Origin of the sequence: Methylococcus geothermalis (assembly GCF_012769535.1) — a bacterium.
Classification (GTDB): domain Bacteria; phylum Pseudomonadota; class Gammaproteobacteria; order Methylococcales; family Methylococcaceae; genus Methylococcus; species Methylococcus geothermalis.
Genome location: NZ_CP046565.1, coordinates 2,062,014 through 2,076,357 on the forward strand (window position 1 = coordinate 2,062,014; position 14,344 = coordinate 2,076,357).

The window sequence follows — 14,344 nt, forward strand, 5'->3', positions numbered from 1 at the left end:
TCAGGCGGGTTCTGCGGCTTTCTGGCGGGTTTCGTAGGTAAACGTCAGGGCATCTGCGGCGGCATTGACTCGCACCGTGCCGCCATGCGCCAAGCGGCCGAACAGGATTTCTTCGGCCAGCGGTTTCTTGATGTTTTCCTGAATGACGCGGGCCATCGGACGTGCGCCCATTTTCGGGTCGAAGCCGTGTTCGGCCAGCCATGCCCTTGCGTCCGGCTCGATCACGAGGGCCACTTGCTTTTCGGCCAATTGGGCTTCGAGTTCGAAAATGAACTTGTCGACCACGTGTCCGATCGTTTCCGTGCTCAGCGGGTTGAACTGGATGATTGCATCGAGCCGGTTCCTGAACTCGGGCGAAAATAGCCGTTCGATCGCCTTCAGGCTGTCCGTGGAATGGTCCTGCGGGGTAAAGCCTATCGACGGCCGGGCGCCCTCGAATGCGCCGGCATTGGTCGTCATGACCAGGATGATGTTGCGGAAGTCGGCCTTGCGTCCATTGTTGTCGGTGAGCGTACCGTGATCCATCACCTGTAGGAGCAGGTTGAAAACGTCCGGGTGGGCCTTTTCGATCTCGTCCAGCAACAGTACGGCGTGAGGATGCTTGTTGATGGCTTCGGTCAGCAGGCCGCCCTGGTCGAATCCGACGTAGCCGGGCGGCGCCCCGATCAGCCGCGACACGGTGTGCCGTTCCATGTATTCGGACATGTCGAAGCGGATCAGCTCGACACCGAGCATATGGGAGAGCTGGCGCGTCACCTCGGTCTTGCCGACGCCGGTGGGGCCGGCGAAAAGGAATGAGCCGATAGGCTTCTGGCCGTCGCGCAGGCCGGCGCGGGAGAGCTTGATCGCCGACGACAGTGCGGAGATGGCTTCGTCCTGGCCGAACACCAGCATCTTGAGATTGGATTCCAGGTCACGGAGCTTTTCCTTGTCGTTGGCGGATACGGTCTTCGCGGGGATCCGCGCAATCTTCGACACGATGTCCTCGATATCCACCGTGCCGATGGTCTTCTTGCGGCGTGACGGAGGCAACAGCCGCTGGTTCGCTCCCGCTTCATCGATGACGTCGATGGCTTTGTCGGGCAGATGGCGGTCGTTGATGTAGCGGTCGGACAGCTCCACGGCCGTCCGCAGCGCGGCGAGGGAATACCTGACGTCGTGATGCTGTTCGAAGCGGCTTTTCAAACCCTTGAGAATCAGGTAGGTCTCCTCGACCGACGGTTCCTGTATGTCGATCTTCTGGAATCTGCGGGCCAATGCCCGGTCCTTCTCGAAGATGCCGCGATATTCCTGGTAGGTCGTCGAACCGATGCAGCGCAGCTCGCCCGAGGCCAGCACCGGCTTGATCAGGTTGGAGGCATCCATCACCCCGCCCGAAGCCGAACCGGCGCCGATGATGGTGTGGATCTCGTCGATGAACAGGATGGCGTTAGGTTCTTTCTTGAGCTGGGCCAGCAGGGACTTGAGACGTTTCTCGAAGTCGCCGCGGTATTTGGTCCCCGCGACCAGACTGCCGAGATCCAGCGAATAGATCGTATTGTCCTTGAGCACTTCCGGTACGTCGCCTTCGACGATTTTCTTCGCCAGGCCTTCGGCGATGGCGGTCTTGCCCACACCGGCTTCGCCGACGAACAGCGGATTGTTCTTCCTTCTGCGGCATAGCACTTGGACGGTGCGCTCCAGTTCGTCCTTGCGGCCGATGAGAGGGTCGATCTTCCCGCGCCGGGCGGACTCGTTGAGATTGGTGGCGAACTTTTCGAGCGGATTGGCGCCGCCCCCGCTTTCCGCATCGTCCGACTCGGGTGCGGTGCCCCGCGGCGAACCGTCCGCTTCGTCGCGCACCTTGGAAATGCCGTGGGAGATGAAATTCACCACGTCGAGCCGGGTAATGTCCTGCTTGTGCAGCAGATAGACCGCGTGCGAATCCTGTTCGCTGAAGATGGCCACCAGGACGTTCGCGCCGGTGACTTCCTTCTTGCCGGACGATTGCACGTGGAAGGCGGCACGCTGCAGCACCCGCTGGAATCCCAAGGTGGGCTGGGTGTCGCGCTTGACCCCGGCCGGTATCAGTGGCGTGGTCTCGTCCAGGAACTCGTTCAGCTCGGTCCGCAGCAGGTCGAGATTGCCGCCGCAAGCACGCAGGACTTCGATGGCGGCGCCGTTGTCGAGCATGGCAAGCAACAGGTGCTCCACGGTAATGAACTCATGGCGTTTCTCGTATGCGGTACGGAAGGCCGAATTGAGTGATTGTTCGAGTTCTTTGCTCAACATAGTGGAACCTGCTCGAGACTGGTAAAAAAATTATGCTTCTTCCATGGTGCAGAGGAGAGGATGCTGGTTCTGGCGGGCATGGGCGTTGACCTGCTGGACCTTGGTTTCCGCCACATCCTTGGAAAAGACCCCGCATACACCCACGCCACGCGTGTGAACATGCAGCATCACCTGCGTGGCTTTCTCTTCGTTCATGCCAAAAAATAGCATCAAGACCTGCACAACGAACTCCATTGGAGTGAAATCATCATTCAACAACATGACTTTGTACAGCGGCGGACGCTTGAGCTTGGGCTGGACCTCTTGAAGCGCCAAACCTTCGCCGGAGTCGTGGTCCGATTCCTGAGTCATCTGTCCGTCGTTCCCACGAAAAAACTGGTTACCTTTATCACGAATATGGGCCGTGAATTCCCGAGATCAAGCCGGTGAAGCGGCGTCAGCACCGCCTGAGCGCATCGCGCTGATCCAGATAGGGCAAATGCCGCGGCAGGATCCACATTTCATACATCGAGACCACCCACATGAACACGAAAGCCATCGCCAGACCGCCGCCGCCCATGACGACCAGCAGGGCGAAATGGCGGTCGAGCTTCGTGAGCCACCAGGAGGCGATGTCCAGCAGCAGGAAAATATACGGCATGAGGATGGCCGCGCACTTGAGTTTGCAGGGTACACCAGATGCCAGAGCGAAGATCATGCCGACGAACATAAAAATGAAAGCGATGCCGAACATATGAATGTGCGACACCCGTGTCAATGACGAAAACGTCGCGCCTTCATCCGATTGGGCCCGCGCCTTGATGTTCTCGTACCGGGTGAAATCCGGCAATCCGCTGTCGGCATTATGGCAGGCGGTGCAATGCGCTTCGAATAGAGGCTTGATTTCCCGGGCGTAGGCATTTTCTCCGGCCCCGTCGCGGACCCACTGGATGATCTGGAAGCGTGCCTCGTCGGGTGCGTTGACCTTCATGGACCCGTTCAGCTTGGCTTCCAGCACCGAACCCGAGCGGTTGCCGTAATAGCTGTAGACGATATCCTCGATCGACAGGCCGAACTTGCCGTCGGCCATGCCATGGGTGAAGAGGATCTGCACCATGGCCAAGGCATAGCCGATTGCGACGACGATCAAATAACCGGAAAATAACAATTTGACCGATGTGCCCAAGTTGCTCAAGTTCAGCGGCATTCCCGCGGCTCCCACGAATCATCACGAACTTCGCAGGCAACTCCTGCGTCTTAACGGCTTAAATAACATACGCGAATTGACAACTCAATTCGCTTCCGATTGAAAAGAGTATGCAAAATTTGGAAACCCCGTCGGACGGCCGTCCACGGGTCACGGTAGCCGCCGTCGTCGAACGCGACGGCCGTTTCTTGTGCGTCGAGGAACGCACCGCTGGATCTGCCGATCTCGTCATCAACCAGCCGGCGGGTCATGTCGAAGCGGCGGAATCGGTGATCGAAGCCGCGATCCGCGAGACCCTGGAAGAGACCGGCTGGCACCTGGTGCCGGAAGCGGTGACAGGCATCTATTTGTGGCGCCATCCGGCATCCGGCAGGAGCTTCCTGCGCATTGCCATCACCGGCCGGGCCGAGGCGCCCGAGGGCGAGGTGCGGCTGGACGAGGGCATCGAGCGGGCGGTATGGCTGAGCCGGGAGGAGCTGCTGCGCGAACGGGAACGTCACCGCAGCCCGTTGGTGTTGCACACGGTGGAGGACTACCTCCGTGGCGAGCGGCATCCGCTCAGCCTCCTGAAACCGATGCTCGGCTGAGGCGGACATGAAGCCGCATGTGATCGTCGGCATGTCGGGCGGGGTGGATTCGTCCGTCGCCGCTCTGCTGTTGCTCCGGCAGGGTTATCGTGTCAGCGGCCTGTTCATGAAGAACTGGGAGGAGGACGACGGCACCGAGTACTGCACGGCGGTGCAGGATTTTGCCGACGCCAAGCAGGTGTGCGAGCGCTTGGGTATCGAGCTGCACGCGGTGAACTTTGCCGCGGAATACTGGGACGAGGTGTTCGAGGTGTTCCTGAGCGAATACCGGGCCGGCCGGACGCCGAATCCGGACATCCTCTGCAACAAGCAGATCAAGTTCAAGGCCTTCCTCGCCTATGCCGAAGACCTGGGCGCCGACCTGATCGCCATGGGCCATTATGCCCGCGTGGCGCGAGAGGGCGGCCGGTTCCGGCTCCTCAAGGGGTGCGACGCCGGCAAGGACCAGAGTTATTTCCTGTACACGCTGCAGCAGGAGCAGCTCGCCCGTACCCTGTTTCCGCTGGGCGAGCTGCACAAGACCGAGGTGCGGGTGCTGGCGACCCAGGCCGGTTTCGCCAACGATGCCAAGAAAGACAGCACCGGCATCTGTTTCATCGGCGAGCGGCGCTTCAAGGATTTCCTCGAGCGCTACTTGCCTGCCCAGCCGGGCGAGATTCGCACGCCGGAAGGCAGGCTGCTCGGTCGGCACGACGGCTTGATGTACTACACGCTGGGCCAGCGTTCCGGACTCGGCATCGGCGGCATCAAGGAAGGCGGACAGGAGCCCTGGTATGTGCTGGACAAGGATCTGGCCAACAACGTGCTGGTGGTAGGCCAAGGCCACGATCACCCTCTGCTGTACCGGGATGCTTTGGAGGCCGGCCGGCTCGACTGGGTCGACGGCTCGGGGCCCGCACCTGGCGAGGTGTTGCGCTGTACCGCCAAGACCCGCTACCGCCAGAATGACCAGGATTGCCGTATCCGCATCATCGGCGAAGACCGTCTGGAAGTCGTGTTCGACCGGCCCCAGCGCGCCGTCACTCCGGGCCAGTCGGTGGTGTTTTACCTGGGCGATCGCTGCCTCGGCGGCGGCGTCATCGACCTGACCTTCAATACGGTTTCGAAGGCCGAAGCCGCGTAAGACCCAAGACATAAGGAAAACCATGAATTCCATCAAGGCATTATCGCCGGTAGACGGGCGTTACGCCGACAAGGCCGACGCCCTCCGCAACACCTTCAGCGAATACGGGCTCATCCGGTTCCGGGTGCTGGTCGAGCTACGCTGGCTGGAGGCGCTGGCGGCCGAGCCCGCGATCGCCGAGGTTCCCGCTTTGAGCGGCGAGGCGCGCGATCTCCTGAACCGGATCGTGAACGAATTCGGCGAACCGGACGCCGAACGGGTCAAGACCATCGAGCGGACCACCAATCACGACGTCAAGGCGGTCGAATATTTCCTGAAGGAGCAGATCAAGGGCTGCGCCGAACTGGAGCGGGTCGCCGAGTTCATCCATTTCGCCTGCACCTCGGAGGACATCAATAATCTCGCCTACGGCCTGATGGTGAAGGAAGCCCGCGATGCGGTCCTGCTGCCGGAGATGGACAAGCTGATCGCCTCGGTCCGCGACCGGGCGCATGCCTATGCCGGCCAGCCGATGCTGTCGCGGACGCATGGCCAGCCGGCGACGCCCACCACGGTGGGCAAGGAGTTCGCCAACGTTGCCGCCCGTCTGGCGCGGCAACGCGATCAAGTGGCGGCGGTCGAACTGATGGGCAAGATCAATGGCGCGGTCGGCAATTTCAACGCCCATGCCATCTCTTATCCGGAAGTCGATTGGCCCAAACTGGCGCAGCGTTTCGTCGAGTCGCTGGGGCTCGCGTGGAATCCCTACACCATCCAGATCGAACCGCACGACTATCTGGCCGAACTGTGCCATGCCCTCGGCCGCTTCAACACGGTGCTGATTGACTTCGACCGCGACGTCTGGGGTTACATTTCGCTGGGCTTCTTCAAGCAGAAGACCGTGGCCGGCGAAGTGGGTTCCTCCACCATGCCGCACAAAGTCAACCCGATCGACTTCGAGAATTCGGAAGGCAACCTCGGCCTCGCCAATGCGCTGTTCTCGCATTTCGCCGAGAAGCTGCCGGTCTCCCGCTGGCAGCGCGACCTGACCGATTCCACGGTGCTGCGCAACCTCGGCGTGGGCTTCGCCCATGTGCTCATCGCGCTGAGTTCCACTTTGAAAGGCTTGGCCAAGCTGGAGCTGAATCCGCCGGTGCTGGAGGCCGATCTCGATGGCAACTGGGAGGTGCTGGCGGAGGCGATCCAGACCGTGATGCGCCGCTACGGCGTGGAGCAGCCCTACGAGAAACTCAAGGCTCTGACCCGAGGCCAGCGGGTGGATGCCGCCGGCATGCGCGCCTTCGTCGAGACCCTGGAAATCCCGGAAGACGCGCGCCGCCGCTTGGCCGAACTGGCCCCGCGCGGCTACATCGGCTACGCTGAAACCTTCGCCAAAGCCATCTGAGCCCATGTCCGCATTCCGACATCTGATCGTCCTGCCGCTGCTGTTCCTGTGCCTCGCCGCGCGGGCGGAGACCACGCCGCAAAGCCGGCTGAAGACTTTCCTCGATTCGGCCCGCACCCTGCAGGCCGAGTTCACCCAGGTCCAGCTCGACGAAAGCGGGCGGCCCAAGCAGGAGAGCAGGGGATCCTTCTATCTGCAGCGGCCCGGCAAGTTCCGCTGGGACTATGCCAAGCCCTATCATCAGGAAATCGTGTCCGCCGGCGGCAAGGTCTGGTTCTATGACGTCGATCTGGAACAAGTCACCGCCAAGAAGCTCGGCCAGGCCGTGGGTTCGACCCCGGCACTGTTGCTGAGCGGCGAAATGGCGCTGGAGGACAATTTCACCATCGAGGACCAGGGCGCCGACGAGGGCATGTTCTGGATCAAACTGGTGCCCAAGTCGGAAGAGGGCGGATTCCGCTACGTGCTGATCGGGCTCGACGGCGACAAGCTGGCCGGCATGGAGCTGAGTGACAATTTCGGCCAGTTGACCCGCATCTATTTCTCCCACTTGCGTACCGGAATCGCGCTCGATCCCAAGCTGTTCCAGTTCAGCCCGCCGCCCGGGGTGGACGTGTTCGAGGACAAGTAGCCTCCGGTGTTCGCAGATCTATCCCAGCCACTGGCCGACCGGCTGCGTCCCCGGACGCTCGACGAGTACATCGGCCAGACCCATCTCATCAAGCCGGGCCGGCCGCTGTACGAATCGATCCGGCGCGGCCGCGTCCATTCGATGATTTTCTGGGGACCGCCCGGCACCGGCAAGACGACCCTGGCGCGGCTGGTCGCCCGTCATGCCGATGCCGAGTTCCTGTCGGTTTCCGCGGTGCTGTCGGGAGTGAAGGAAATCCGCGAAGCATTGGTTCAAGCGGCGAAATTCAAGGCCGCCGGGCGCAGCGCCATCCTGTTCGTCGACGAGGTGCACCGCTTCAACAAGTCGCAGCAGGACGCGTTCCTGGCTCATGTGGAAGACGGCACGGTGAGCTTCATCGGCGCCACCACCGAAAATCCCTCGTTCGAGGTCAACAGCGCCTTGCTGTCGCGGGCCCGGGTCTATGTGCTGAAAGCGCTGACCGAAACCGATTTGCTGGGCGTCATCGAGCGCGCGTTGTCGGATTCGGAGCGCGGCTTGGGCAGGCGTGGTCTGGCCATGCCCGAGCCGGTGCGCATGGCCTACGTCCGCGCCGCCGACGGCGACGCCCGCCGCTTGCTGAACCTGCTGGAAATCACCGCGGACTTGCTGGACGAGGGCCAGACCGCGGTGAGCGAGGAGATCGCTCATCAGGTCTTGTCCTCGGGAAGCACGCGCCGCTTCGACAAGCAGGGCGAGGAGTTCTACAACCAGATTTCCGCCCTGCACAAATCGGTGCGCGGCAGTTCGCCGGACGCCGCGCTGTACTGGCTGTGCCGGATGCTGGACGGCGGCTGCGATCCGCTCTATCTGGCCCGGCGCCTGGTGCGGATCGCCTCCGAGGACATCGGCAATGCCGATCCCAAGGCGCTGGAACTGTGCCTGAATGCCTGGAACGCCCAGGAGCGCCTGGGCAGCCCGGAAGGCGAGCTGGCCCTGGCGCAGGCGGTGGCTTATCTCGCGGTCGCACCCAAGAGCAACGCGGTCTACGAGGCTTACAAGGCCGCCCGCGCCGATGCGGCTCAGTCCGGCAGCCTGCCGGTGCCCCTGCATCTGCGCAATGCGCCGACGGGCTTGATGAAAAGCCTGGACTACGGCAAGGAATACCGTTACGCGCACGACTATCCCGATGCCTATGTGCCGGGGGAAAACTACTTCCCCGACGAGCTGGGGCGGCGGGAGTACTACCGGCCGGTCAACCGCGGCATGGAGATCAAGATCGCCGAGAAGCTGGAGCGCCTCAAGGCGCTGGACCAGGAGGCAGGCAAGCGGTGAGCGCTGCCGACGGTCTTTCCCCCGCTTCCCGGAACCTGCTGGCGCTGCTGGCGGACGGCGGTTTCCATTCGGGGGAGGCCATTGCGGCAAGCACCGGCTCCAGCCGCGCGGGCATCTGGAAGCGCATCGAGGAATTGCGCGCCTTGGGCGTGGAGGTTCATGCCGTTCCCGGCACCGGCTACCGCCTGGCGCGGCCGCTGGAGCTGCTGGACCGGGACGCGATCGCGAGCGCGCTGACAGGCGCGGCCGCGGAATCCTTCGGCGGCCTCGAAATCCATTTTCAGCTCGATTCCACCAACAGCCACCTGATGCGACGGGCCGCCCACGGCGCCCCGACCGGCACCGTCTGCCTGGCCGAGCGCCAGACGGCGGGGAAGGGGCGGATCGGCCGGGACTGGGTGTCGCCGCTGTCCGGTAACGTCTATCTCTCCCTCTTGTGGCGCTTCGGCCGGGCCGGGTTTTCGGGCCTCAGTCTGGCGGTGGGGGTGGCCGTGGTGCGGGCCTTGCGCGCGCAGGGCATCGCCGATCCGGCGCTCAAATGGCCGAACGACATCCTGTGGTCGCGCCGTAAGCTCGGCGGCATCCTGATCGAGGTGACCGGCGAGGCCAATGGCCAGTACGCCGTGGTCATCGGCATCGGCCTCAACGTGAACCTGCCGGACCGTCATGGCGAGAACATCGACCAGGACTGGATCGACCTGGCGCGAATTCCCGGGGGGGCCGGCGTGTCGCGCAATCGGCTGGTTGCAGGGATGCTCAACGCATTGGCGCCGATGCTGGCGGATTACGAATCCACCGGGCTCGCGCCTTATCTCGACGAATGGCGCCGCTACCACGGTTTCGACGGCGCCATGGCGACCGTGCAGCAGGGCGACTGGGCGCGGACGGGCCGGATCGTCGGCGTCTCCGCGGAGGGCCTGCTGATACTGGAATGCGAGGATGGCAAGGTCCGGCAGTTCGCATCCGGCGACGTGCGGGTGAGGCCGCTGTGAAGCTGCTGGTCGACATCGGCAATTCGCGGGTGAAATGGGGCCTGTCCGAGGCGGGCCGGTGGTCCTTCGGCGGAGCTTTTCCCACCGATGTGCCTTATCTGGCGGCCGAATGTGAACGTCAGATGGCGGCTCTACGGCGGCCGGAGGCTGTGCTTATGTCCAACGTCGGCGGCGTGCTGGCCGGCGAGATATTTGCGGATTGGTGCGCCAAGCACTGGGCCGTGCCGGTCCGATCAGTCCGCAGCGAGGCATCCGCCCTGGGCGTCGTCAGCGCCTATCCGGACCCGGCCCAATTGGGGGTCGACCGCTGGCTCGGCCTGATTGGCGCCAGGCGGATGGGGCAGGGGGCATGTTGTATCGTCAGTGCCGGTACCGCGATGACCGTCGACCTGTTGGACGCGGAAGGGCGGCACAGGGGGGGGGCGATCGCGCCGGGGTTGGCGATGATGCGCTCCGCCCTCGGTGGGCTGGAGGCGCTCGGCGGCCCTGTAGAAACTTTCGATGGCTTCTTCTGCAACCGGACGGGCGCGGCGCTGTCCAGCGGCATCGTCCATTCGGCTGTCGGCTTGGTCCGGGAGTCGCTGCGCCAGGCGGCAACGCTCCTCGGCACCGAGCCTGAACTCCTGCTGACCGGCGGTGATGCCGAAACGCTCCGCCCCCATATCGAGGCATCCTGCCGACTGGTGCCTCATCTCGTTATTGAAGGCTTGCATGCCGTGGCCGAGCAATCACCATGAGATTCCTCTTCTATGTCCTCCTGATCGCCAATGTGGCGTTCTTCTTCTGGAGCCTGGGGCACCGGGACACCAAGCGGCATGTCGATGCCAAGTCGGTCGAGGCGCCGGGAAGGCTGCTGCTGCGTTCGGAAGTCGCCGACGCACGCGGGGACCTTCCGGCCTCCGCAGCGGAGACTCCGCCCCCGGTTGGGTTCGATTCCGGATCGTCCGCCGGCGACGGCTCCTGCTACCGCCTCGGTCCGTTCGCCGAAACCGCCGAAGCTCGGCGGGTGCTCGCTCTGGTCAAGGACTGGATCGACCGGCCGACGGTAACCAATGAATCCTCCGAATCGCTGGACGGCTATTGGTTGCTCTATCCCAAGGCGGACAACATGGACGAGGCCAAGGGCAACCGCAAGATGCTGATGGACAAGGGGATCAAGGATGTCTGGTTGATCGACAAGGGCGACATGGCGGGCATGATTTCCCTTGGGATATTCAAGACAAGGGAAGAGGCCGAAACCGAATTGCTCCGTCTGTCCAAGCTCAACGTGCGGGCCCAGATTCGCCCTCGGATCACTCAGTCGGAAACGGCATGGATACAGTTTGCCTGGGACAAATCGGCAATGGAGCTGGATGAGATCATGATCCAGCTCCGCGGCGAGAATCCGGACGTTTCGGTGCCGCCGTTGCGGGCTTGCCCGAGGCCGAAGTCGAAGTCTTAATGGCCGGCGTAGCGGTAGGCGACATAGAGGAAAAACTGCACGCCGAAGATCAGGTTTGCCAGGACCAGATGCAGCGGCTGGGCGATGGCCGGGAAACCGAGCCGGTCCAAGGTCACGCCGGCGGCAATGGCAGCGACGACGAGGCCCGCGAGAGTCTTTCCGAACCGGGCATAGAGCGAGCCTGAAGGCAGCGCCTTGACCATCGTCCAGGCCAGCCACAGGTTGATCCCGAGGATGAGGGCGGAGAACGAGCGGTGGACGTAGAAGACGAGAGGGAAGTTCTCGCGCCATAGGCTGCGGTCCGTCGAGGCGGCCGCGGCCATGACGTCCACCGACTCGCGGATCTGGGTGCCCATGGCGATCTGGAACAGGGTCATGCCTATCGCGGTCAGCAGAACGGTGCGGAAGCGCGGGGGCAGCCCCGACAGATCCAGCGCCGCGAAATAGCGGCGCTGCGAACGCGTCACCGCATAGATCAGCAGGCAGACGATCGCGAAGGCCGTCAGCATGTGCGCCGTGATCATGACGGGCCGCAGATTGCTGGCGACCACGGCGGAGCCGAGCCAGCCCTGGAAGCCCACCGCCAGGAAGACGGTCAGGGCCAGCCAGGTCACGGCCCGGTCGGTTTTCCAGAAGGCGAGGGAGCGGTACAGGGTGACCATGATGAGCAGGCCGATGCTGACGCCGATCAGGCGGTTGACGTACTCGGTCCAGGTCTTGACCGGATTGAAGCGGGTATCGGCATAGCCGCGCTCGGCATAGATTTCATGGTAATTGGCCGGGAGCTGGGATTCGTCGGTCGGCGGAATCAGCCGGCCGAAGCAGGTTGGCCAATCCGGGCAGCCCATGCCGGCGCCCGAGGCTCTGACGATGCCGCCCACCATGATCAGGAAATAGACGGCGGCGATGGTGATGATGCCGATTCGGGCGAAGCGGAGACCTGCGTCGGGGATGGCGCTGACATGCATGGGAGGTTCTCGAAATTGAAGCCCGGCGCATCATAGCACCAGACCGGTGCGGCGGTAATCGGGCGCGCGGAGAATGCGGAAATTCCGTCCGCCCGGCCTTGATAAAGAGTCCATGCGCTCATATATGCGCTTTGGGTCTCTCTACAAATCTTCAGCGTTCCAAGGAGTTTGACATGCCGATTTACGAATACCAGTGCAAATCCTGCGGCCACAACCTGGAGGCCATGCAGAAGGTCAGTGACGCGCCGTTGACGGATTGCCCGGCCTGCGGTAAGCCGGAGCTGGCCAAGCAAGTTTCCGCCGCCGGTTTCCGGCTCAAGGGCGGCGGGTGGTACGAAACCGACTTCAAGGGCAGCAAGGACAAAAAGAAGAATCTGGCCGGCGATTCCAAGCCGAATCCGGAAAGCAAGTCCCCGGATAGCGCCGCTGCGTCCAGCAAGCCGGCAGCCAAGGAGGCGTGAGCCGGCTTGCGTTGGCTCGAAGCCAACGCGTAACATCCGAAGTTTTTGAAGTCGATCGACAGAGTTTGAATATGCGCAGTCACCGTTGCGGGGAAGTGAATGAGAGCCTTCTGGGCGAGGAAGTCCAGTTGTGCGGATGGGTACACCGCCGACGCGATCATGGCGGGGTGATTTTCGTCGACCTGCGGGACCGGGAAGGACTGGTCCAGGTCGTGTTCGATCCGGACTACCAGGCATCCTTCAAGCTCGCCGAGACGGTCCGCAGCGAGTACGTCATCCGCGTGGTGGGCAAGGTCCGCAGCCGCCCCGAGGGGACGGAGAACCCCAACCTCAAGAGCGGCAAGGTCGAAGTGCTGGCCAGTTCGCTGGAAATCCTCAATCGTTCGGAAACCCCGCCGTTCCCCATCGAAAGCGACATCGAGGTGAACGAGGAGATGCGGCTGCGCTACCGCTACATCGACCTGCGCCGGCCGGTGATGCAGCAGCGCATGCGGATGCGCCGGGACATCACCCGCTTCCTGCGCAATTTCCTGGATCATCACGGTTTCTACGAGATCGAGACGCCGTTCCTGACCAAAGCCACGCCGGAAGGCGCGCGCGACTACCTGGTGCCCAGCCGCACCCATCCGCATTCGTTCTTCGCCCTGCCGCAGTCGCCGCAGCTCTACAAACAGCTGCTGATGATCTCCGGCATGGACCGCTATTACCAGGTCGTGCGCTGCTTTCGCGACGAGGATCTGCGGGCCGACCGCCAGCCGGAATTCACCCAGCTCGATATCGAAACCTCGTTCATGAACGAGGACCAGATCATGTCCCTCGCGGAGGCGATGATTCGCGACCTGTTCCGCGAAGTGTTGAACGAAGCGCTGCCGGACCCGTTCCCGCGCATCACCTATGCCGAAGCCATGCGCCGGTATGCCTCGGACAAGCCGGATTTGCGCATTCCGCTGGAGCTGGTGGACATCGCCGATCTCATGGCTGGCGTGGAGTTCAAGGTGTTCGCCGGGCCTGCCGCGGACCCCGAAGGCCGCGTGGTGGCGCTCAAGGTGCCGGGCGGCTGCGACATCTCGCGCAAGGACATCGACGACCTGACCCGCTTCGTCGGCATCTATGGCGCCAAGGGCCTGGCCTATGTCAAGGTGAACGACCTCGGCGCAGGGCTGGAGGGCCTGCAGTCGCCGATCCTCAAGTTCATGCCGGAAGCCACGATCCGCGGCATCCTGGAACGCACCGAAGCGCAAAGCGGCGACCTGATCTTCTTTGGCGCCGACAAGGCGCGCGTCGTCAACGAATCCATGGGCGCGTTGCGGGTGAAGCTGGGACAGGACCGCGGCCTGGTCGAGCCGGGCTGGCGGCCGCTGTGGGTCACCGATTTCCCCATGTTCGAGTGGGACGAGAAATCCGGCCGCTGGATGGCTTTGCATCATCCCTTCACCGCCCCCAACTGTTCGGAGGAAGAATTGAAGCGGAGCCCCGGAACGGCCTTGTCCCGCGCCTACGACATGGTGCTCAATGGCACCGAGATCGGCGGCGGTTCGGTGCGTATCCACCGCACCGAGATGCAGCAGACCGTGTTCGGCCTGCTGGGCATCGGCGAAGAGGAAGCACGGCAGAAGTTCGGTTTCCTGCTCAACGCCCTGCGCTACGGCTGTCCGCCCCATGGCGGCCTGGCCTTCGGCCTGGACCGCCTGGTCATGCTGATGTCCGGCGCATCCTCCATCCGCGAAGTGATGGCCTTCCCCAAGACCCAGTCAGCCTGGTGCCCGCTGATCGACGCCCCGGCCCAGGTCAACGACGCCCAGTTGCACGAACTCGGCATCCGGCTGCGGAAGAATCCGGCCACGGAAGGCGGAAGTACACCGGCCGCTTGATGTCATCCCTCGCCGTCAGTTCCGATTCCCTCTCCCCCGGGACAAATCGCCCCTGGAGCAAGCGCTGGGTCAGCCCGTCGACTGGGCACCCTGCGATGCCTAGCCCGGATATTTC

General features: G+C 63.2%; 14 protein-coding genes. 10 read left to right on the forward strand and 4 right to left on the reverse strand.

The genetic code is table 11. From position 1 onward, the window contains the following. The 3 genes from clpA to GNH96_RS09775 form a co-directional block, all read right to left on the reverse strand. Window positions 1-2,271 carry an ATP-dependent Clp protease ATP-binding subunit ClpA gene (clpA, locus tag GNH96_RS09765; protein WP_169603493.1) on the reverse strand — a complete coding sequence of 757 codons (2,271 nt, stop codon included), beginning with the start codon at window positions 2,269-2,271 and terminating at the stop codon, window positions 1-3. Window positions 2,272-2,301: 30 nt separating this feature from the next. Beyond that, complete coding sequence (gene clpS / locus GNH96_RS09770) at window positions 2,302-2,622, reverse strand: ATP-dependent Clp protease adapter ClpS (protein WP_169603494.1); 321 nt, start codon at window positions 2,620-2,622, stop codon at window positions 2,302-2,304. 85 nt (window positions 2,623-2,707) lie between these two features. After that, complete coding sequence (locus GNH96_RS09775; RefSeq protein ID WP_169603495.1) at window positions 2,708-3,457, reverse strand: elongation factor-1 alpha; 750 nt, start codon at window positions 3,455-3,457, stop codon at window positions 2,708-2,710. 110 nt (window positions 3,458-3,567) lie between these two features. On the opposite strand from GNH96_RS09775, the gene GNH96_RS09780 reads away from it, so the two are divergent. The 8 genes from GNH96_RS09780 to GNH96_RS09815 are packed head-to-tail and all read left to right on the forward strand — an operon-like array spanning window position 3,568 to window position 10,929. Next, window positions 3,568-4,044, forward strand: coding sequence for an NUDIX hydrolase (locus GNH96_RS09780; RefSeq protein ID WP_169603496.1), 477 nt, complete (start codon window positions 3,568-3,570; stop codon window positions 4,042-4,044). Window positions 4,045-4,051: 7 nt separating this feature from the next. Next, entirely contained in the window at window positions 4,052-5,167 is a 1,116-nt protein-coding gene (mnmA, locus tag GNH96_RS09785; RefSeq protein ID WP_169603497.1) for a tRNA 2-thiouridine(34) synthase MnmA, read from the forward strand. Between the two features lie 22 nt (window positions 5,168-5,189). After that, entirely contained in the window at window positions 5,190-6,551 is a 1,362-nt protein-coding gene (gene purB, locus GNH96_RS09790; protein WP_169603498.1) for an adenylosuccinate lyase, read from the forward strand. A 4-nt stretch (window positions 6,552-6,555) separates the two neighbouring features. Beyond that, complete coding sequence (gene lolA / locus GNH96_RS09795; protein WP_169603499.1) at window positions 6,556-7,182, forward strand: outer membrane lipoprotein chaperone LolA; 627 nt, start codon at window positions 6,556-6,558, stop codon at window positions 7,180-7,182. Between the two features lie 6 nt (window positions 7,183-7,188). Further along, window positions 7,189-8,496 (forward strand): replication-associated recombination protein A, encoded by a 1,308-nt coding sequence (locus GNH96_RS09800; RefSeq protein ID WP_169603500.1) that lies wholly within the window; start codon window positions 7,189-7,191, stop codon window positions 8,494-8,496. Beyond that, window positions 8,493-9,488 carry a biotin--[acetyl-CoA-carboxylase] ligase gene (locus GNH96_RS09805; RefSeq protein WP_169603501.1) on the forward strand — a complete coding sequence of 332 codons (996 nt, stop codon included), beginning with the start codon at window positions 8,493-8,495 and terminating at the stop codon, window positions 9,486-9,488. Before GNH96_RS09800 ends, GNH96_RS09805 begins: the two co-directional genes overlap by 4 nt. Further along, a complete protein-coding gene (locus GNH96_RS09810; RefSeq protein WP_169603502.1) occupies window positions 9,485-10,225 on the forward strand; it encodes a type III pantothenate kinase in 741 nt (246 codons plus the stop codon). The genes GNH96_RS09805 and GNH96_RS09810 overlap by 4 nt, the downstream gene beginning before the upstream one ends. Beyond that, window positions 10,222-10,929 carry a hypothetical protein gene (locus tag GNH96_RS09815; RefSeq protein ID WP_169603503.1) on the forward strand — a complete coding sequence of 236 codons (708 nt, stop codon included), beginning with the start codon at window positions 10,222-10,224 and terminating at the stop codon, window positions 10,927-10,929. Before GNH96_RS09810 ends, GNH96_RS09815 begins: the two co-directional genes overlap by 4 nt. Here the strand turns inward: GNH96_RS09815 and GNH96_RS09820 are convergent. Next, window positions 10,926-11,897 carry a COX15/CtaA family protein gene (locus GNH96_RS09820; protein ID WP_169603504.1) on the reverse strand — a complete coding sequence of 324 codons (972 nt, stop codon included), beginning with the start codon at window positions 11,895-11,897 and terminating at the stop codon, window positions 10,926-10,928. The two genes, GNH96_RS09815 and GNH96_RS09820, sit on opposite strands and share 4 nt — an antisense overlap. A 173-nt stretch (window positions 11,898-12,070) precedes the next feature. Between GNH96_RS09820 and GNH96_RS09825 the strand changes: the two genes are divergently transcribed. Then, window positions 12,071-12,358: an FmdB family zinc ribbon protein gene (locus tag GNH96_RS09825; RefSeq protein WP_169603505.1), complete on the forward strand. Its 288-nt coding sequence runs from the start codon at window positions 12,071-12,073 to the stop codon at window positions 12,356-12,358. A gap of 71 nt (window positions 12,359-12,429) precedes the next feature. Continuing rightward, window positions 12,430-14,229, forward strand: a complete 1,800-nt coding sequence (aspS, locus tag GNH96_RS09830) for an aspartate--tRNA ligase (RefSeq protein ID WP_169603506.1) — start codon at window positions 12,430-12,432, stop codon at window positions 14,227-14,229. Window positions 14,230-14,344 lie beyond the last annotated feature (115 nt).

Bases quoted from the DNA above. Each gene is read 5' to 3' on its own strand.
- clpA (WP_169603493.1), bottom strand. From the start codon at position 2,271: ATGTTGAGCAAAGAACTCGAACAATCACTCAATTCGGCCTTCCGTACC.
- clpS (WP_169603494.1), bottom strand. From the start codon at position 2,622: ATGACTCAGGAATCGGACCACGACTCCGGCGAAGGTTTGGCGCTTCAA.
- GNH96_RS09775 (WP_169603495.1), bottom strand. From the start codon at position 3,457: ATGCCGCTGAACTTGAGCAACTTGGGCACATCGGTCAAATTGTTATTT.
- GNH96_RS09780 (WP_169603496.1), top strand. From the start codon at position 3,568: ATGCAAAATTTGGAAACCCCGTCGGACGGCCGTCCACGGGTCACGGTA.
- mnmA (WP_169603497.1), top strand. From the start codon at position 4,052: ATGAAGCCGCATGTGATCGTCGGCATGTCGGGCGGGGTGGATTCGTCC.
- purB (WP_169603498.1), top strand. From the start codon at position 5,190: ATGAATTCCATCAAGGCATTATCGCCGGTAGACGGGCGTTACGCCGAC.
- lolA (WP_169603499.1), top strand. From the start codon at position 6,556: ATGTCCGCATTCCGACATCTGATCGTCCTGCCGCTGCTGTTCCTGTGC.
- GNH96_RS09815 (WP_169603503.1), top strand. From the start codon at position 10,222: ATGAGATTCCTCTTCTATGTCCTCCTGATCGCCAATGTGGCGTTCTTC.
- GNH96_RS09820 (WP_169603504.1), bottom strand. From the start codon at position 11,897: ATGCATGTCAGCGCCATCCCCGACGCAGGTCTCCGCTTCGCCCGAATC.
- GNH96_RS09825 (WP_169603505.1), top strand. From the start codon at position 12,071: ATGCCGATTTACGAATACCAGTGCAAATCCTGCGGCCACAACCTGGAG.
- aspS (WP_169603506.1), top strand. From the start codon at position 12,430: ATGCGCAGTCACCGTTGCGGGGAAGTGAATGAGAGCCTTCTGGGCGAG.